A 17,698-nucleotide genomic window follows, 5' to 3' on the forward strand; every position below is an offset into this window, starting at 1 on the left:
TTTAATTGATTTCTCAAATTAATAATGAAGAAAGAGATTATAAGCTTGAAGCTTATGATTATTTACTTGATCCTTCATTAATTGCTAGTAAACCCTCTGCAATTAGGCATGAATCAAGATTGATGATAGTTAGAAATAGTTTTTTAGAAGAAGACTGTTTAACTAATAAATTTACCAAGAATCTTTTAGATGAATTTAGAGAAGGGGATCTTGTCATTGTAAATAATACTAAAGTTATGAAAGCTAGGTTAAAGGTTGAATTAGAAAGTAAGACATTAGTAGAATTATTAGTTTTAGAAAGATCCCATGAATGTGTTTGGTTATGTTTGGCAAAGCCAGCAAAAAAGTTAAAAATAAATAGAAAATTAAAATTAAAATCTCCATTAGCACAAGATATTAATTTGATTGTTGATGGAGTTGATGAAGAAACTGGAGGGAGATTTATTAAATTTCCGGAAAATATAACTTGTCTCAATTCAATGAATGAACTTCTTGATAAATACGGGGAAATCCCTCTTCCTCCTTATATAAAAAATTCCGAAGAAGAATTTTTTCATGAGAAAAGTTATCAAACTGAGTATGCAACAAATCCGGGGGCAGTTGCTGCACCAACAGCTGGTTTACACTTAAGCAAAAGTCTTATTTCCAATCTAAAAAAAAAAGGCGTAATAATCTTACCGATAACTTTGCACGTGGGTTATGGAACATTCAAACCAATTGATCAAGAAGATTTAAGTAACTTAAAACTTCACAAAGAATGGGTAAGTGTTAATAAGGAAGTAGTGGAAGAAATAAAAAGAATAAAGAAAACAGATAGAAAAATAATTGCTATTGGCACAACTAGCGTAAGAGCTCTTGAAAGTTGTTATTCTCACGAAATTAATGACTTTATTCCCATAGCTAAATACGTAGATTTAGTAATTAAGCCAGGTTATAAATTTAAGGTAGTTGATGGATTATTAACTAATTTTCATCTCCCTAAAAGTTCATTATTACTTTTAGTAAGTGCAATGATTGGTAGAGAAAGATTATTAGATCTATATAAAAAAGCCATAAAAGAAAAATTTAGATTCTTCTCTTATGGCGATGCGATGTATATTTCACCAGATTCACTACTGGAGAAAAAATAGATTTAGGCTTTGACTGGTTCTTGAATGATTCCGCTTGGAACTTCAGTAAACATAATTGATGATAAATACCTCTCTGCTAAATCAGGTAGAACAACTACAATTGTCTTCCCAGCATATTCATCTTGTTCAGCTAATCTAACAGCAGCGGCAGCGGCAGCCCCACAAGATATTCCTACTAATAGACCTTCCTCTTTAGCTAACCTAAGAGCCATCTCAATTGATTCGTCATTTGTTACTTGTTCAACCTTATCAACAATTGATAAGTCAAGGTTCTTAGGAATAAATCCTGCTCCAATTCCTTGGATTTTATGTGGTCCGGATTTAACCTCTTCTCCATTCATTGTCTGTGTAATAACAGGACTGTGTGATGGTTCTACAGCTACAGAAGTAATATTTTTGCCCTTCTCTTGCTTAATGTATCTTGAAACTCCTGTAATTGTGCCGCCAGTTCCAACCCCTGCAACTAGGACATCAATTTCACCATCGCAATCATCCCAGATTTCTGGTCCAGTAGTTTTGAAATGAATTTCAGGGTTTGCTGGATTATCAAATTGACCTGGCATGAAATATTGAGAAGGATTACTTTCTGCAATTTCTTTAGCCTTAGCTATTGCTCCAGGCATACCTTTAGATGCCTCTGTTAAAACAATTTCAGCGCCCAACACCGCCATAACCCTTCTTCTTTCAATTGACATGGATTCTGGCATTGTAAGGATCAGTTTATAACCTCTTGCTGAAGCAGTAAAAGCTAGAGCAATTCCTGTATTTCCAGAAGTTGGCTCAACAATAGTTTTGTCTTTTGTGAGTTTCCCACTTTTCTCTGCATCCCATATCATGTTTGCGCCGATCCTACATTTGACACTGTAAGCGGGGTTTCTACCTTCAATTTTTGCAAGTACTGTAGCTTTCGCGTTTTTAGTAACTGATTTTAATTTTACTAATGGAGTGTTTCCAATAGCAAAACTGTTGTCTTCATAAATTTTTGCCATTTATATATTGAGAAAATATATATTAATACTAACTATTATTCAGAAAAAAAGTATATAAGTTTCTATACGGTAAATACTAGGAATTTAGAAATTATTTAGTGCTTCAGAAAAGGTTTTCCATAATTGATCTTGGTCTTCTAATCCAACTGATACTCTAATAAGGTGCGAGGGTATACCAAAACTTTCAGCCCAATCCAACTCGTCATAATGAGCTAGTAAAACGTAAGGACAAACTAGAGTAAATTTTGTACCTAAACTAGGTCCTTTAGACACTTTTAGAGAATCATAAAATTTTTTAGCTTTGTTCAATCCTCCATTTAATTCAAACGATAATAAGCAGCCGTATCCCCCATTAGAAGTAAGTAAAGAATTAAAATTTGGACAATTTTCAGGATGGAAAATATTTTTAATCTCGCTATGAGTCTCTAATCTTTTTTTTAATTCTAAACATGCTTTATTTTGTTCAAAAACTCTTTGATTTACATCTCTACTAACTTTCTCTAGATAAACTATATCTCCATCGGAAAGTATTGGAATATTAATCTCGTTTAATGCATTTCTAAAGTGATCAATCCATTTGCTTTTTGGATTTAGTATTAATGATCCCGCAAGAATATCACCACTACCTGAAAAAATTTTTGTAAGTGAAGTAAAAACTATATCTGCATGTTCTATGGAATTTATATTTAAATTCGAACCAATTGTATCGTCAACAATTAACGGAATATTTAGCTTTTTTGCAATTTTTGAAATTTTTTTAATGTTTACACATTTGAGCATTGGATTACTTGGAAGTTCAATAATTAATGCTGATGGATTTATTCTTTTGATTTCTAATTCAATATCCGCGCAATTTTCTTCTGTAATTAACTTTGCTCCGTGAAAGATTTTCATTGGTAATTTAAGTACATCTACATATGGAAAACCAACTTGGAGTGTTGGTTTAGCTGGAAATAATTTATATATAATTTCTAATGATGTATGCAATGCAGACATTCCAGATGAAGTTAAGTGAATATCATTAGAGTCAATTTTTGTAGATTTAGAAATTCTATTTTTTATTGTTTGAGAACATTCATTTACGTAAGATTTTGGAGGGCAATCTTCAAGACCTAGTTCTATAGCGGCAGCTCTTGAAGATAGACCAAGACCAGTATGTTGCCAAAAATATTTTGCATAAATACTTCCTTCTTTTTCAGTTATTAAGAAAGCTAAATTATTTCTTTTTTCTATAAACGAGAATTGTTCAGAAGTATTTCTATCAATGTATTTTTTAGCTTTAAAAGCTATGCTTTCATTAGGATACGGCCAGATACTTTTATTGTTGTAGTAATTTTGCTCTTTTACTTTTTCGCATAATCTTTTCACTATGGGGTTTAGCCCGAATCGTGGGTAAATGGACTTCAATAAATTCATGCATTCTTGATCTTTTTCCTCGTAATTTATTACATCATTCCAAGTTGGTAATGCTACAGAAACGGCATGAATACTATCAGGAATTGCATATCCCAACTCTAAATTTTTCCATATAGGTTTTTTAAGTAAATCTCTCAATTTTCAGAATTTATTTAAAGCAAATAAAATGTCCGAGATTAAATCGTTTGTATCTTCACATCCAATTGATAATCTTACAAGAGCATCATCTATCCCTAGTAGAGTTTTTGTTTTGTCATCAACAGAAGCATGAGTCATCGTTGCAGGGTGACAAATTAAACTTTCAACTCCTCCAAGGCTTTCTGCTAGAGAGAAATATTTGAGAGATTTGCAAAATTTAAAAGTATCCTCTTTATTTAAATTTAATTTTAGGGTAATCATTGAACCTCCAGATTTCATTTGCGATTTTGCTAAATTAAATTGCGGATGTTCTTGATTAAAAGGGTAAATTATTTTACTAATAATTTTATGATTACCTAATTCTTCAGAAATAAATTCTGCACTTTTAGTTTGTTGTTCGATTCTTAAAGGAAGAGTTTTTACTCCTCTCGTAATGAGCCAACTATCAAAAGGAGATGGTTGAAGCCCGAGAGCTTTTTGAGAGAAAAGCATCTTACTATTCCATTCCTCATTATTTGTCAGTACTGCTCCGCCAAGTGCGTCACTATGTCCATTAATGAATTTTGTGGTGCTTATAACCGATAGTGTTGCACCAAGGTCCAATGGTTTTTGAATAAGCGCTGTAGAAAATGTGTTGTCTACAACTACTGGTATTTCGAGTTTATTCGCTTCATCACAAATCGCCTTAATATCAAGTACCTTCAAAAGTGGATTAGTTGGACTTTCTAGCCATATCAAGGTTGGCTCGAAGTTTGAAATCTTTTTGATATTATTTTCGTTTGTAAAATCTGTGTATAAAACTTCTAGTCCAAATTTCTTGAAAACTTTTTCGAACATCCTCACCGTACAACCATAGAGATTTGACTCGCAGAGTATCTTGTCACCTGATTTTAGTGTTGAAGAAATTGCAGTTACCGCGCTAATTCCAGATCCAAAAACTGTACAGTATTTAGAGTCTTCTATTGATTTAAGTATGTTTTCTAGAATTCTAAAGTTTGGATTGCCTGATCTGGTGTAGTCGAAATTATCTTTATTTCCATGCTTGAAAGTAGATGTAGAAAAAATAGGAGGCATAACGCATCCAGTGTCTTCTGCAAATGTTTCCCCATGGTGAATAGATAGGGTCTTAAAACCTGGCTTTTTGATATTATTTTCCTTATTTCCCATTATTTTTAAAAATAAGAATTAAATTAAATCTCTCTTTTTTAAAAGATAGATTTAATAATCCAAAGAAAAGTAGTATTAAACTTTTCTTGAATAATATTCAACAACTAGTAGTTCGTTTATTTCAAGAGCAACCCACTCTCTATCGCATTTCCCATTTATTTTTCCCGTTAATTTAGGTTTGTCTAAATCAAGATGAGGTGGGACATTTGCTAAACCAGGGAATTCTATATTACCTTCTACAAGTTTTTTGCTTGCTTTGTTTTCTTTAATTCCGATTACATCGCCTGATTTGCATTGATAACCCGCAATATCAAGAACCTTTCCATTAACGGTTATATGGCCATGATTTACTAATTGTCTTGAGCCTGGGATTGTACCTCCAAAACCTAATCTAAAACAAACATTATCAAGTCTGTTTTCTAAAAGTCTTAGAAGGTTAGTTCCCGTAGATCCTTCTTGAGCTCTAGCTTTTTTTACATAACGTACTAGTTGTTTTTCAGAAACTCCATAATTAAATCTAAGTTTCTGCTTTTCTTCTAGACGAATTGCATATTCTGATCGCTTGCGACGGGCTTGGCCGTGCTGACCTGGAGGATTAGACTTCTTTGAAGCTTTCCTGGTGAGACCTGGTAGTTCTCCCAAGCGACGCGTAACCCTTAATCTGGGGCCGCGGTATCTTGACATAATTTTAAATTAAATAGAAATTTGCAATAAATTGGATAATTGATTAAATTCAATTAAACTAATTACTACTGGAAATACTATTTTACATCATCAAAGTGTTCAAAACTATTAATAGATCAATTACTTCTATACTTCTTTTTATGATTTCTTTTTATCAAAAGTGGTTTTCACCTTTTTTCGGACCAAGATGCAGATTTATTCCAAGTTGCAGCTCTTATGGATATGAGGCAATTACTAGACATGGTCCTTGGAAGGGAGGGTGGTTAACTTTAAGAAGATTGAGCAAATGCCATCCTTTAACTCCCTGTGGATGTGATCCTGTGCCTGACTAAATGAATGAAAATATTTATTTTTGTTAGGCAGGGATGTTGCCTTTGTGATTCATTAAAAAACAAACTGGCAAAAATAAATCTTAATGAGTTATTCCCTAATCTAGAGGAGCTTAAAGAAATTGATATTGATAGGATCGATTTATATAAAGATAAATATAAAAAATATGATTTTGAAGTACCTGTTATTGCTGTTGAAGGAATTAGATCCGAGGAGATTATAGAATTGCCTCGCATTTCTCCAAGATTAAAAGATGATCAATTAAAGAATTGGTTTCAAAAAAATATTAGTACCATTCTGGAGAAATAATTTTTTTATATGAGATCTATAAAATTACATAAACTTTTAGATTTGGTAGGAATTATTCCTTCATTAGATTTAATCGATCATGAAATCAATAATATTTCTTTTAACTCTAAAGAAGTACAAAAAGGAACTTTATTTTTAGGTATGCCTGGTTTAAATGTTGATGGAGGAAAATATTGTATTGAGGCAATTGAAAATGGCGCTGAGGCTGCCATTATTGGGTCTGCTGCAAAAGAGAAAATTGGATCTATTGATCGAGAAAGGATTTTGGTTATAGAGGATAATTTAGATTATATTTTTGGTCAAATAGTCGCTGAGTTTTGGAATAGGCCTTCAAGAAAACTTAAACTTATTGGTGTTACGGGTACTAATGGAAAAACGACAATTACTTTTTTATTGGAATATCTTTTAAAAAAATTAGGAAAAAAGACTGCATTATTTGGGACCTTGCTCAATAGATGGCCTGGCTTCTCAGAGGTGGCTACTCATACAACTGATTTCGCCGATAAACTTCAAAAGAAATTAAATGCTGCTGTTGAGGCAGAATCTGAATTCGCGATATTAGAGGTAAGTTCTCATTCTATTGCTCAAAACAGGATATCAGGATGCGAATTTGAGGCGGCTATTTTTACTAATTTAACTCAAGATCATCTTGATTATCACTCAGATATGGAATCATATTTTCATACAAAAAGAAAATTATTTTTCCCACCTTACTTAAAAGAAAAAGATGGAATTTGTGTATTAAATCATGATGACCATTGGATATCTAAATTGTCATCTGATCTTGAAAAAAGATCTTTATTAGTCTCTACAAAAATTACTGAAAGTGAATTTGAAAAAGATGATTTTTTTTTCGTAACAGATAAAAAATTTACTGAAAGTGGTTCCACCTGTATATTTCATACACCTAGTGAAAAAATTCAACTTTTTGTTCCACTTATCGGTGAATTTAATTTAATGAATGCTATTCAAGCAATAACAATTTTGTATAAACTTAATTTTTCTTTAAAAGATCTATCAAAGTTAATACAATCTTTCCCTGGCGCTCCTGGGAGAATGGAGAAAATACAAATTGATAATGATGTCGTTTTAAGATCACTTCCAACAGTAATTGTTGATTATGCCCACACTCCTGATGGATTAAAAAAAGTTTTGCAATCAATTAAAAAACTTTGTGAAGGGAAACTCATAACTGTTTTTGGCTGTGGCGGAGATCGAGACCGTAGTAAAAGGCCTTTAATGGGATCAATAGCTGAAGAGTTTTCTGATCAACTTTTTATAACTTCAGATAATCCAAGATCAGAAGAACCCCAAAAGATAGTAAATGATATTTTGATGGGTATAAAAAAAAGAGAAAAAATAACAATTGAGATTGATAGATTTAAAGCAATAAATGAATCTATTAAATTTGCCAATAAAGAAGATATAGTTTTAATTGCAGGAAAAGGACATGAAGACTACCAAATTCTCAATGATAAAGTTATTAATTTTGATGATAGAAAAATAGCTTATAAATTATTAAAAGAAAAAAGTAAATTACAATAAATTTCCTAATCAAATCAGAAAGATCTTTACGCAAATCACAAGAAAAGTTTCTTAGAATCAAGATAGTTATTTTTAAAAAAATGAAAGGCTTAGCCTTAGTTGTAGGCGCAGGAGGGATTGGAACACAACTAGCTAAAGATCTGAATGAAAGTGAAAAAGATTTAGATGTTGTATTGTGTGGAAGAAAAAGTGAATTTAATTCTTTTTGGGAATTAGACATAGAGGATTCTCAATCTCTTTTGCAATTGAAAAATAAAATATCAAATCATCCTTCAAAATTAAGACTAGTTATTAACGCTACAGGGAGACTTCATAGTGATTCTCTTCAACCAGAAAAAAGATTACAACATCTTGATAAAAAAAATATGATGGAAAGTTTTTCAATAAATGCTTTTTCTCCTATTTTATTAGCTAAAACTATTGAAGAATTTATACCAAAAGATTTTGATTTTAATTTTGCAAGTATAAGTGCAAGAGTGGGAAGTATTGGAGATAATCAAACTGGAGGATGGTATTCATATAGAGCTGCAAAATCTGCCCAAAATCAATTTTTTAAATCTTTAAGTATTGAGTGGGCTAGACGTTTCCCAAAGGCTACTATTACACTTCTTCATCCAGGAACAGTAGATACTGATTTATCTAGACCTTTTCATAAATTTGTTCCAGAACATAAATTATTTAGTAAAGAAAAATCATCCCAATTTTTGATCAATATTATTAAGAATCAAACTCCAGAATCTACTGGAAAATTTATTGCATGGGACAGCTCGGAGATACCTTGGTAAATTAAACTTTATCTTTATATCAATAGATTTTTAATTCAATATTTTTTTTATTTCTTTAGAAAGTACATCAATCTCAGCTTCTGTAGTCATTTGATGTACACATGCTCTAAACCATTTTGGATCTTCTAAAACTCTAATCCAAATTTTCTTTTCTCCAAGTTTCTTAACAAATTTATCCTTATCTTCAATATTTTCGATATTAAAACTAACTATCCCATTTAAGTATTTTTTTTCTAAAACTAATTCAACTCCGTTTAATTGATTTAATTCATCCCAAAGTTTCTCACTTAATCTTTTTATATTTTTTCTCTTTTCTTTTTCATTGCAGTCTTTATCCAAAAGATCTAAAGAATTACGCAGCCCTGCAAGTAAAGGAATACAAGAGGTAGCTACTTCAAACTTCCTTGCATCATCATGAAAAAGATTATCTGAAGGCTCATAAATGCCTTGCTCTTTTTTTAATGATTTCCAACCAATTATTGTTGGATCTGTTTCATGAATAAATCTATCTGAGACATAAATGGCTCCAAGTCCTTCTGGTCCGCATGCCCATTTATGAGAAGTTATTGAATATAAATCAGAATAAAAAACTTCTTCTTCAATTTTTATGTGTCCAAAGGTTTGAGCACCATCAACCAGTAGATAAGAGTTTTCTCGATTATTTTTTAATTCGATAGAAATTTGTTTTAAAGGAATTTTATATCCAAAGTTCCATAAGATATGAGAAATAATAAGGATCTTGGTCTTACTATTTAGATTTTTCAAAATCTCTAAAATTATAGTTTCGTCGTTTAGATTTTTAATTTTTTGGATTGGCAAGATTTTGAATATTAATTTATTTCTTCTGCAAAATTCTCGACTTGCAGCCACTATTCCAGGATGTTCACAGTCACTTATTAACAACTCTTCTCCCTCTTCTACTTTTATTCCCCAAAAGGGCAAAATCATACCGGAAGAGATATTTTCGGTTAAAGCTACATTCTTTGAATTGACACCTAATTTTTGCGCAATGAGTCTTTTTGTAGTCAATATTTCTTTGTAAATAAAAGGCCACATATCATTGGTAAATGGTCCTAAATCTTGGATAATTTCCCAAGTTTTAACTATTGCTTCTAGAGAAGATTTTGGTAATGGTCCTTGACCACCATAGTTGAAATAATACTTATTTTTTAAAGCGGGTATTTGATCTCTTAGATTATTTCTCATAGAAATTTATATTATATTTTCAACTCTTGAATTTTTTTAAATATTGCCCACTAAAGTTACTGTCCTAAATTCAATATCCTCAATTACTTTCCAAGGTTCAGCACTCCTTTCTGCAAATTTTAAATTTTTAAATCCTAGTTCTTTAAAATCACTTATAAACTCTGGCTCATACCATGCACCACTAATACATCCTGTCCATAGATCATGATCATTTTGCAATCTTAAAGGAACTTTTTTGTTAGAGACGATATCGCTAATTGCAATTCTTCCATCATCGTTTAAAACTCTTTTTATGTTATTTAGAAGTTTATTTCTAGATTCTGGACTTACCAAGTTTAAAACGCAATTACTTAAAATAATATCTACTGATTTATCTGCGATTAATGGATTTAAATCTTTATCTAATTCATCAAGTTTTTCAATTGAACCTTTTAGAAATTCTGTATTGTTGAAACCTATATTTTTTGTAACTTCTTTAGATGCTGATCTAGATAAAGAAAGCATGTCAGGATTCTGATCAACTCCAATAACTTTCCCTTCTTTCCCCACAATTTGGGCACAAATAAAAGCATTTTTGCCGCTACCACTTCCAAGATCTAAGACTATATCATTTTTTTGAACATATTTTGTTGGATCACCACACCCATAGTCTCTTTCTATAACCTCTTGAGGAATTGCTTCAAGTAAAACGGGATTAAACCCAACTGGTGTACAAAGACAACTTTCTTTTTCTTGTGCGGCTGAGCCATATCTTTCTTGAATCGCATCTTTATGATCGAATTGATTAGGTGCTTTATTCGATGTGTTTGTATTACAGCAACTTTCAGACATATTTTTTAAAGGACTCTTGATAAATATAGCCAAAAAAAAAGCCCCTGAAAAAAGGGCTTTTAATTTGTTTAATTAAATTATTTAGTGTAATTAACACCTCTGTAATTTAATTCTGCTTTTTCATTACTTGAAGAAGCGTCATCCATTCTATTGGTGTATACGTTTCTTCTGTAGGTAAGTTCAACAAGTTGCTTTTTAGCAGCTTCTTTGTTTTGAACGTAGTTTTTACCTCTGTAAGTTAAAGTAGTCATGTTTCGATGTGACAACACGGCCATCCCCCGTTCCATGGTATGACTCGAACTGCGCCCTCAAGTGAGGGTGAACGAAAAAGTAGCGATTGCTACCAAATTATTATAAGCGTATTTTCCTAGGGATGTCTAGCTTTTACAAATAGAAACGAAGATTTAATATTTTTTTAATTATTATCTTAGGTAAATTTTTTTATAAATAGTCTCTAGAAAGGATTATGTTTATATTTGGTTTAATCTTCATGTAACTATTTATTTATGACAGGTTTTTTATATTTCTTGGGTAATACTTTAAGGTGGCCAGTCCTTAAGCCAAAAGAATTTTTTTCCTTACATGCGTATTTTTCAATTATTTATTTGATAACTTTTACTCTTAGTAAATATGATGTAAGCCAATCAAATTTTGTTTTTACTCTAGGGATTCTTGCACCTCTTTTAATCGCTATTGGGCAAGGACTTCCAATTGATTGCCTTGATATGGAATCTTCTTTGATGAAGGAATTAAAAACTAAGTAATATTTTTTTAGTTAGAAATTTTTATAAAACCTGAACAACCTCGCTTATTTCAGGAATCATTTCTTTTAACTTTCTTTCAATACCCATTTTTAAAGTCATAGTACTACTTGGGCAACTACCACATGCCCCTTGAAGTCTTACTTTGACTATTGGACCATCTATTTCTGCAATCTCTACATTACCTCCATCAGATATTAAAAAAGGTCTAAGCTCGTCAAGAACTTTTTCTACATTTTCGTTTGTCAGCGAGAGTGTTTCAGTACTCATAATTTTGGATTAACTTTATAATAAGCCTAGAAAGAAATTTGATTTATTGCAAAAAAGATAATTTTCTGTTGTGACTGAATTTAAAAATCCCACAAATGACAATAGCTACTTTGATGCAGTCCTAGTAGGAGCAGGGATAATGAGCAGTACTTTAGCTCTCCTAATCTCAGAAGCTTTACCAGATATAAAGTTCCTTATAATAGAAAAATTAAATGCTCCAGGAAGTGAAAGCACTGGTGCTTTTAATAATGCAGGCACAGGACATGCGGCTAATTGCGAATTAAACTATACCCCTTTAGATGAAAAAGGAAATATAAAAATAGATAAAGCGCTCTCAATAAATCGTTCTTTTGAAAGATCTATGTCTTTATGGGCTTCATTATATGAAGCAGGGAAAATTGATATTAAAAAGTTTTTAAAATTTATTCCTCATATTAGCTTTGTGTCTGGTCAGGATAATATTTCCTTTTTAAAAAAAAGGTTTCAGAAAATGAACGAAAATCCTGAATTTATTGATATGGAATTTTCTACATCTTTTGATGAAGTTTCATCATGGGCTCCTCTAATAACAAAAGATAGGAATCCATTTACTAAAATTGCTGCTACCAGAATAGCTAGAGGAACAGATATTAATTTTGAGGCCCTCACAAAAGAATATCTGTCATTAGTTTCTCAAAATAAAAATGTTGAAATTAGATATAAAACAGAATTAGTAGATTTAAAGAAAATTGATAAAAAAAAATGGGAACTAGAAATTAGTTCAGAAGGTAGAAAAACTTCAATTAGAACTGGCTATGTTTTTCTTGGTGCTGGTGGAAAAACAATTAATTATTTGCAAAAATCGAAAATTCCAGAAGCAAAGATTTATGGTGGATTTCCTGTTAGTGGAAAATGGCTTATTTGCGAGAAAAAAGATCTAACAGAAAAACATAACTCAAAAGTTTATGGTAAGGCTGATCTTGGATCGCCACCAATGTCTGTGCCTCATTTAGATACTAGATGGATTGATAATAAAAAATTTCTTTTATATGGACCTTTTGCTGGATTTACAACAAAATTTCTAAAGCAAAGTTCATACTTTGACTTATTTAGTTCAATTAAGAAGAATAATATTTTTTCTATGTTAGACGTTGGTTTCAAGAATAACGATTTAATTAATTACCTAATATCACAATCATTAAAGAACCATAACTCAAGAGTTGAGAATTTAAAGAATATGATGCCATCAGCTAATCCTTCTGATTGGTATTTAAAGAATGCTGGTCAACGAGTCCAAATAATTAAGAAAACTGAAGGTGGTGGTTCTTTGAAATTTGGAACGGAGATTGTAAATTCATCTGATGGATCATTATCTGCTTTGCTAGGAGCTTCGCCGGGCGCAAGTACTGCGGTTTCAATTATGGTTGAGGTTTTAGAAAAATCTGTTTTATTTTTAAACGATAAGCATAATCTTCAGAAAAAAATAAATGACTTAGTTTATCCAGAACTATCAGTCTCTGAAAATAACAGTACCTTCATAAAAGACATCAAAAAAAGAAATAATTCCATTTTTGGTTTCCATCCATAATTCTAATTAGCTAGTATTAATCAAGATGTAATAAGAGGAGAATTTTTATTTCTATATGACTGATATATCGGTATCAAAAATTAGAAATTTCTGCATAATCGCTCATATTGATCATGGTAAATCTACCCTTGCAGATAGGTTACTCCAAGATACTGGCACTGTGCAGCAAAGGGATATGCAAGAGCAATTTTTAGACAGTATGGATCTCGAAAGGGAGAGAGGAATTACTATCAAGTTACAAGCCGCTAGGATGAAATATAAAGCTGAAGATTCTCAAGAATATGTTTTGAACTTAATAGATACTCCAGGGCATGTTGATTTCTCTTATGAGGTTAGTAGATCTCTTCAAGCTTGTGAAGGCGCTTTACTAGTTGTTGATGCAAGTCAAGGAGTAGAAGCTCAAACCTTAGCTAATGTTTACCTTGCCTTAGAAAATAATCTTGAAATAATTCCTGTTTTAAATAAAGTTGATTTACCAGGTGCTGATGCTGAAAAAATAAAACAAGAAATAGAGGAAATTATTGGTCTTGATACATCTAATGCAATAAATTGTTCAGCAAAAACTGGAGTTGGCATTAAAGATATTTTAGAAGCAATCGTAAGAAGAGTACCTCCTCCTCAAGATGAAATTGAACTTCCTACAAAGGCACTCATTTTTGATTCTTATTATGATCCCTACAGAGGGGTTATTGTTTATTTCAGGGTGATATCTGGGTTTCTTAATAAGAGAGAAAAGATATTATTGATGGCGAGTAAAAAAAATTATGAACTAGATGAGATAGGAATAATGGCACCTGATCAGCAGCAAGTTGATGAATTACATGCAGGAGAAGTTGGTTATTTAGCTGCTTCTATAAAATCAGTTGCTGATGCGAGAGTGGGAGATACGATTACTCTTTTAAATTCACCTGCAAATGATCCTTTGCCTGGTTATAAGACAGCAAATCCTATGGTTTTTTGTGGCTTATTCCCGACTGATGCTGATCAATTCCCAGATCTAAGAGTATCTCTTGAAAAATTACAATTATCTGATGCAGCTTTAAAATATGAGCCCGAAACCAGTAGCGCAATGGGATTCGGATTTAGGTGCGGATTCCTTGGACTTCTTCATATGGAGATTGTTCAAGAAAGATTAGAAAGAGAATATGACTTGGATCTAATTGTAACGGCACCATCAGTTATCTATAAGGTTAATTTAAATCAGCAGGAACATATCTTTATTGATAATCCTTCTACAATTCCTGACCCACAACTTAGAGAATCAATAGAAGAGCCTTATGTGAAAATGGAAATTTATGCTCCCAATGAATTTAATGGAACACTAATGGGTTTATGTCAGGAAAGAAGAGGAGTATTTCTAGATATGAAATACATAACAACAGATCGAGTTACTTTAATTTATGAAATTCCATTAGCAGAAGTAGTTACAGATTTCTTTGATCAAATGAAAAGTAGAACCCAAGGTTATGCATCTATGGAATATTATTTGATTGGCTATAAAAAGAATGATCTCGTTAGATTAGATGTTCTGATAAATTCAGAAAGAGCAGATCCATTAACTTCTATTGTTCATAAAGATAAGGCTTATGGAATTGGTAGATGTTTAGTCGAGAAATTAAAAGAACTAATTCCAAAACAACAATTTAAAATACCTATTCAAGCATCAATCGGCAGCAGGATTATCGCAAGTGAAAGTATCAGTGCATTGCGAAAAGATGTTTTATCTAAATGTTATGGAGGAGATATTTCTAGGAAAAAGAAACTTTTAAAGAAGCAAGCCAAAGGTAAAAAGAGGATGAAGGCAATGGGTAAAGTTGAAGTCCCTCAAGAAGCTTTTATGGCAGTCCTGAAATTAAACCAGTAATTTTTTAAAATTTAAAATTTATAGCTATTTATTTTTTAAAGAATTGGGTATATTTCAGTCATATCTGTAAAAAAGATTTTGGATATTAACTCATTTAATCGTGTCGGCGCAAATATAAGAAAAGCTGGATTTCTAATTGTCCTTTTTTATCTTCTTGTTGTTTTAATAATGAAATTTTTAGAGGCCAATAATTTTTTTGGTAATTCATTTTCAACGTTAAGCAATGATATCTTTGCCCCTCCTTCGCTTAATCATTTCTGCGGCACAGATAGACTAGGAAGAGATGTTTGTTTAAGAACTTTACAAGGATCATCCTTAGCTATAGAAGTTGTATTCTTAGCTATTCTTTTTTCATTAAGTTTGGGCTTGCCATTGGGATTATTAAGTGGATATTTGGGTGGTTTTTTTGATAAATGCTTATCACTAATAATGGATACTATTTTTTCAATACCTGTAATTTTACTTTCAGTTGTTGTTGCCTTTGTATTGGGTAAGGGTATCCTTAACGCAGCTTTGGCATTGTGTATTGTTTACTCTCCTCAATATTTTAGATTAATCAGAAATCAGACAATATTGGTTAAATCCGAAACTTATGTGGAGGCAGCTCAGGTTTCAGGAGCTGATGTTAAAACAATTATTTTTAAATATATTCTCCCAAATGTAATAACACCTTTACCCATTTTGCTTACCCTAAATGCTGCGGATGCTGTTTTGGTATTAGGAAGTTTAGGATTTTTAGGTCTTGGTGTTCCTGCAGATGTCCCAGAGTGGGGAAGTGATTTAAATCTTGCTCTTGCTGCTTTACCTACAGGCATATGGTGGACGGCTTTATTCCCAGGTTTGGCAATGTTTTTTTTAGTTTTAGGTCTTTCTTTTATAGGAGAGGATCTTGAAGAAATTTTTGATAGTCAAAATTCTGAATAAATTTAGTTATCTGTCATAGGATCAAGTTCTCCTTGATCATTTAACTTTGGATATTCTTTAGCTGATTTTTGATAAACCGCAGCTAATTCTGGGTAACACCATTCAAAAAGTGTTTTTTTATATTCATCTATATTTAAACCTTCTCCATTAGCGGGCAATATACCTTTATTTTTTCTTTGGCGAATAGCTTCAAATAATAATATGGAAGCAGCAACTGAAACATTCAGGGATTGAACCATACCTCTCATAGGTATAAAAATTGATTGATCAACCATTGATATAAGTTCATTACTTAGTCCCCATTTTTCTGCTCCTAAAACAAAACATGTATTTTGAGAATAATCAAAATTTCTATAATCTATTGATTCACTATTTAGAGTCGTTCCATATAATTTAAAACCCTTATTCTTTAGATCAGATATTGCTGTGATAGTGTTTTCATGATTATTTAGTTTTACCCATTTTTGACTGCCTTGAGCAGTACTATTGAAAGTCTTAACGGCATTCGTTTTGCTAATAAAATTTGCTTCGAAAACTCCTGCTGCATCACACGTCCTTAATATCGCGGATAGATTGTGTGGTTTGTTTACATCCTCAACCAAAACAGTCAAGTTTTTCATTCGGCAATCTAAAACACTTTTGATTCGTTCAAATCTTCTTGGCAAAATTGACATTTATAATTTTTCTCACTTTTAAATTATATTCACAAAATTTTGATTATCTATTAAATCTATTGGTTTATAATATTTTGGTAGTTTGAATTAAATCAATGGCATACATAGAATGGGACTATACAGTAATAACAAGTATGGTAGAAAAACAAGGGTGGGATTTACCTGATCGTGAATCGGAAGAATGGAATAAATTTAACGATGAATTAGGAGAAAAAATGAGAGGTGTTGGACTTGTTTTTGAAAAATATTGTACATTTACTCCTGACGTAGGAGAGGGTGTTCATCTTTTAGATGACTGATCATAGTAAGTTTTAAACCATTGAAGTATCCCTTTATCAATGGTTTATTAATTTATAAGATAATGTAATTTTATTAAAATAGAACCGGCAATTATTAAGGCTTTATAAAGCTTGTAGAGTAAAAAAAATTTTATATCCCACAAAAAAGTTTTTTAATTTCTATATTTGTATAAAAATATGAAAAAAAAATTAACCTTTTTATTCGACGGTGGCTGTCCACTTTGTTTAAGAGAAACAAATTTTCTAAAAAAGAGAGATATCTCAAATCAGATTTCATTTATAGATATTAATAGTAAGGATTACGATCACAATCTTTTTATGGGCATCTCATATTCAGAAGCTATGTCAAACTTGCATGGGATTATGGAAAATGATGAAATTATTAGGGGACTAGATGTGATTGCATATTCTTATGAATTAGTTGGTTTAGGTTGGGTTTATTATCCCTTGAAGATTAAATTCTTATCTCCCATATTAAGACTGGTTTACAGATATTGGGCAAAATACAGACTTCAAATTACAGGTAGATCAGATATTGAAAAACTTTGTACCTCCCAATGTGAACAATAAATATGGAAAATATCGATATAGACAGAATAATAGAAATGTGTTGGGAAGATAGAACACCGTTTGAAGCTATAAAGTATCAATTTGGTTTAAAAGAAGAAGATGCGATAAAAATTATGCGTCAAAACCTTAAACCCAAATCCTTCAAAGTCTGGAGAAAGAGAGTTTCGGGAAGAAATACAAAACATATGGCGCTTAAAGATTCAACTAGATTTAAATCTACTCATAAAAGAAAACTATAG

The 17,698-nt window shown here is 31.6% G+C and carries 21 protein-coding genes; 12 read left to right on the forward strand and 9 right to left on the reverse strand.

Annotation, left to right across the window (positions count from 1 at the left end; all coding sequences use genetic code 11):
- Positions 1-5: 5 nt before the first annotated feature.
- Positions 6-1,130, forward strand: coding sequence for a tRNA preQ1(34) S-adenosylmethionine ribosyltransferase-isomerase QueA (gene queA, locus JJ844_05760; protein ID MBO6975177.1), 1,125 nt, complete (start codon positions 6-8; stop codon positions 1,128-1,130).
- 2 nt (positions 1,131-1,132) lie between these two features.
- On the opposite strand, the gene cysK is transcribed toward queA, so the two are convergent.
- The 4 genes from cysK to rpsD all read right to left on the reverse strand — a co-directional run bounded on the left by cysK (position 1,133) and on the right by rpsD (position 5,524).
- A complete protein-coding gene (gene cysK, locus JJ844_05765) occupies positions 1,133-2,119 on the reverse strand; it encodes a cysteine synthase A (GenBank protein ID MBO6975178.1) in 987 nt (328 codons plus the stop codon).
- A gap of 84 nt (positions 2,120-2,203) precedes the next feature.
- A complete protein-coding gene (locus JJ844_05770; protein ID MBO6975179.1) occupies positions 2,204-3,673 on the reverse strand; it encodes a PLP-dependent transferase in 1,470 nt (489 codons plus the stop codon).
- A 3-nt stretch (positions 3,674-3,676) separates the two neighbouring features.
- Complete coding sequence (locus JJ844_05775) at positions 3,677-4,840, reverse strand: PLP-dependent transferase (GenBank protein MBO6975180.1); 1,164 nt, start codon at positions 4,838-4,840, stop codon at positions 3,677-3,679.
- 75 nt (positions 4,841-4,915) lie between these two features.
- Entirely contained in the window at positions 4,916-5,524 is a 609-nt protein-coding gene (rpsD, locus tag JJ844_05780; protein ID MBO6975181.1) for a 30S ribosomal protein S4, read from the reverse strand.
- A gap of 95 nt (positions 5,525-5,619) precedes the next feature.
- Between rpsD and yidD the strand changes: the two genes are divergently transcribed.
- The 4 genes from yidD (at position 5,620) to JJ844_05800 (ending at position 8,493) form a co-directional block, all read left to right on the forward strand.
- The gene (yidD, locus tag JJ844_05785; protein MBO6975182.1) at positions 5,620-5,856 is read left to right on the forward strand and encodes a membrane protein insertion efficiency factor YidD; all 237 of its coding nucleotides are present in this window, start codon (positions 5,620-5,622) and stop codon (positions 5,854-5,856) included.
- A gap of 4 nt (positions 5,857-5,860) precedes the next feature.
- Positions 5,861-6,163: a glutaredoxin family protein gene (locus JJ844_05790; protein MBO6975183.1), complete on the forward strand. Its 303-nt coding sequence runs from the start codon at positions 5,861-5,863 to the stop codon at positions 6,161-6,163.
- A 9-nt stretch (positions 6,164-6,172) separates the two neighbouring features.
- Positions 6,173-7,708, forward strand: coding sequence for a UDP-N-acetylmuramoyl-L-alanyl-D-glutamate--2,6-diaminopimelate ligase (locus JJ844_05795; GenBank protein ID MBO6975184.1), 1,536 nt, complete (start codon positions 6,173-6,175; stop codon positions 7,706-7,708).
- Between the two features lie 80 nt (positions 7,709-7,788).
- Positions 7,789-8,493 (forward strand): SDR family NAD(P)-dependent oxidoreductase, encoded by a 705-nt coding sequence (locus JJ844_05800; protein MBO6975185.1) that lies wholly within the window; start codon positions 7,789-7,791, stop codon positions 8,491-8,493.
- 30 nt (positions 8,494-8,523) lie between these two features.
- Here the strand turns inward: JJ844_05800 and JJ844_05805 are convergent, their stop codons facing one another.
- The 3 genes from JJ844_05805 to JJ844_05815 all read right to left on the reverse strand — a co-directional run bounded on the left by JJ844_05805 (position 8,524) and on the right by JJ844_05815 (position 10,781).
- Entirely contained in the window at positions 8,524-9,699 is a 1,176-nt protein-coding gene (locus tag JJ844_05805; protein ID MBO6975186.1) for an aminotransferase class V-fold PLP-dependent enzyme, read from the reverse strand.
- Positions 9,700-9,735: 36 nt separating this feature from the next.
- Complete coding sequence (locus JJ844_05810; GenBank protein ID MBO6975187.1) at positions 9,736-10,530, reverse strand: methyltransferase domain-containing protein; 795 nt, start codon at positions 10,528-10,530, stop codon at positions 9,736-9,738.
- A 77-nt stretch (positions 10,531-10,607) separates the two neighbouring features.
- Positions 10,608-10,781, reverse strand: a complete 174-nt coding sequence (locus JJ844_05815; GenBank protein MBO6975188.1) for a DUF4278 domain-containing protein — start codon at positions 10,779-10,781, stop codon at positions 10,608-10,610.
- Between the two features lie 255 nt (positions 10,782-11,036).
- Here JJ844_05815 and JJ844_05820 point away from each other — a divergent pair, with 255 nt between their 5' ends.
- Positions 11,037-11,294 (forward strand): hypothetical protein, encoded by a 258-nt coding sequence (locus tag JJ844_05820; GenBank protein ID MBO6975189.1) that lies wholly within the window; start codon positions 11,037-11,039, stop codon positions 11,292-11,294.
- A gap of 21 nt (positions 11,295-11,315) precedes the next feature.
- Here the strand turns inward: JJ844_05820 and JJ844_05825 are convergent, their stop codons facing one another.
- Positions 11,316-11,561: a NifU family protein gene (locus JJ844_05825; GenBank protein MBO6975190.1), complete on the reverse strand. Its 246-nt coding sequence runs from the start codon at positions 11,559-11,561 to the stop codon at positions 11,316-11,318.
- A gap of 70 nt (positions 11,562-11,631) precedes the next feature.
- On the opposite strand from JJ844_05825, the gene JJ844_05830 reads away from it, so the two are divergent.
- From JJ844_05830 to JJ844_05840, 3 genes are all read left to right on the forward strand, one after another.
- A complete protein-coding gene (locus JJ844_05830) occupies positions 11,632-13,128 on the forward strand; it encodes a malate:quinone oxidoreductase (GenBank protein MBO6975191.1) in 1,497 nt (498 codons plus the stop codon).
- A 55-nt stretch (positions 13,129-13,183) separates the two neighbouring features.
- Positions 13,184-14,992, forward strand: coding sequence for an elongation factor 4 (gene lepA, locus JJ844_05835; protein ID MBO6975192.1), 1,809 nt, complete (start codon positions 13,184-13,186; stop codon positions 14,990-14,992).
- Between the two features lie 168 nt (positions 14,993-15,160).
- A complete protein-coding gene (locus tag JJ844_05840) occupies positions 15,161-15,916 on the forward strand; it encodes an ABC transporter permease (GenBank protein MBO6975193.1) in 756 nt (251 codons plus the stop codon).
- Between the two features lie 2 nt (positions 15,917-15,918).
- Here JJ844_05840 and trmH read toward each other — a convergent pair whose 3' ends face one another.
- Positions 15,919-16,590 (reverse strand): tRNA (guanosine(18)-2'-O)-methyltransferase TrmH, encoded by a 672-nt coding sequence (gene trmH / locus JJ844_05845; protein MBO6975194.1) that lies wholly within the window; start codon positions 16,588-16,590, stop codon positions 15,919-15,921.
- A 95-nt stretch (positions 16,591-16,685) separates the two neighbouring features.
- On the opposite strand from trmH, the gene JJ844_05850 reads away from it, so the two are divergent.
- From JJ844_05850 to JJ844_05860, 3 genes are all read left to right on the forward strand, one after another.
- The gene (locus JJ844_05850) at positions 16,686-16,889 is read left to right on the forward strand and encodes a hypothetical protein (protein MBO6975195.1); all 204 of its coding nucleotides are present in this window, start codon (positions 16,686-16,688) and stop codon (positions 16,887-16,889) included.
- Positions 16,890-17,066: 177 nt separating this feature from the next.
- Positions 17,067-17,459: a DUF393 domain-containing protein gene (locus JJ844_05855; GenBank protein MBO6975196.1), complete on the forward strand. Its 393-nt coding sequence runs from the start codon at positions 17,067-17,069 to the stop codon at positions 17,457-17,459.
- A gap of 2 nt (positions 17,460-17,461) precedes the next feature.
- On the forward strand, positions 17,462-17,698 hold the full coding sequence (locus JJ844_05860) for a TIGR03643 family protein (GenBank protein ID MBO6975197.1): 237 nt from the start codon (positions 17,462-17,464) through the stop codon (positions 17,696-17,698).

The sequence above is a fragment of the Prochlorococcus marinus CUG1435 genome, from assembly GCA_017644375.1.
GTDB lineage: Bacteria > Cyanobacteriota > Cyanobacteriia > PCC-6307 > Cyanobiaceae > Prochlorococcus_A > Prochlorococcus_A marinus_AH.

What these genes read in the sequence shown, in the direction of transcription:
- trmH (MBO6975194.1), bottom strand. Translation starts at nt 16,590, where the DNA reads ATGTCAATTTTGCCAAGAAGATTTGAACGAATCAAAAGTGTTTTAGAT.
- lepA (MBO6975192.1), top strand. Translation starts at nt 13,184, where the DNA reads ATGACTGATATATCGGTATCAAAAATTAGAAATTTCTGCATAATCGCT.
- JJ844_05815 (MBO6975188.1), bottom strand. Translation starts at nt 10,781, where the DNA reads ATGACTACTTTAACTTACAGAGGTAAAAACTACGTTCAAAACAAAGAA.
- cysK (MBO6975178.1), bottom strand. Translation starts at nt 2,119, where the DNA reads ATGGCAAAAATTTATGAAGACAACAGTTTTGCTATTGGAAACACTCCA.
- JJ844_05820 (MBO6975189.1), top strand. Translation starts at nt 11,037, where the DNA reads ATGACAGGTTTTTTATATTTCTTGGGTAATACTTTAAGGTGGCCAGTC.
- JJ844_05860 (MBO6975197.1), top strand. Translation starts at nt 17,462, where the DNA reads ATGGAAAATATCGATATAGACAGAATAATAGAAATGTGTTGGGAAGAT.
- JJ844_05825 (MBO6975190.1), bottom strand. Translation starts at nt 11,561, where the DNA reads ATGAGTACTGAAACACTCTCGCTGACAAACGAAAATGTAGAAAAAGTT.
- JJ844_05795 (MBO6975184.1), top strand. Translation starts at nt 6,173, where the DNA reads ATGAGATCTATAAAATTACATAAACTTTTAGATTTGGTAGGAATTATT.
- JJ844_05800 (MBO6975185.1), top strand. Translation starts at nt 7,789, where the DNA reads ATGAAAGGCTTAGCCTTAGTTGTAGGCGCAGGAGGGATTGGAACACAA.
- JJ844_05805 (MBO6975186.1), bottom strand. Translation starts at nt 9,699, where the DNA reads ATGAGAAATAATCTAAGAGATCAAATACCCGCTTTAAAAAATAAGTAT.
- JJ844_05850 (MBO6975195.1), top strand. Translation starts at nt 16,686, where the DNA reads ATGGCATACATAGAATGGGACTATACAGTAATAACAAGTATGGTAGAA.
- JJ844_05855 (MBO6975196.1), top strand. Translation starts at nt 17,067, where the DNA reads ATGAAAAAAAAATTAACCTTTTTATTCGACGGTGGCTGTCCACTTTGT.
- rpsD (MBO6975181.1), bottom strand. Translation starts at nt 5,524, where the DNA reads ATGTCAAGATACCGCGGCCCCAGATTAAGGGTTACGCGTCGCTTGGGA.
- JJ844_05790 (MBO6975183.1), top strand. Translation starts at nt 5,861, where the DNA reads ATGAAAATATTTATTTTTGTTAGGCAGGGATGTTGCCTTTGTGATTCA.
- JJ844_05840 (MBO6975193.1), top strand. Translation starts at nt 15,161, where the DNA reads ATGAAATTTTTAGAGGCCAATAATTTTTTTGGTAATTCATTTTCAACG.
- JJ844_05810 (MBO6975187.1), bottom strand. Translation starts at nt 10,530, where the DNA reads ATGTCTGAAAGTTGCTGTAATACAAACACATCGAATAAAGCACCTAAT.
- JJ844_05775 (MBO6975180.1), bottom strand. Translation starts at nt 4,840, where the DNA reads ATGGGAAATAAGGAAAATAATATCAAAAAGCCAGGTTTTAAGACCCTA.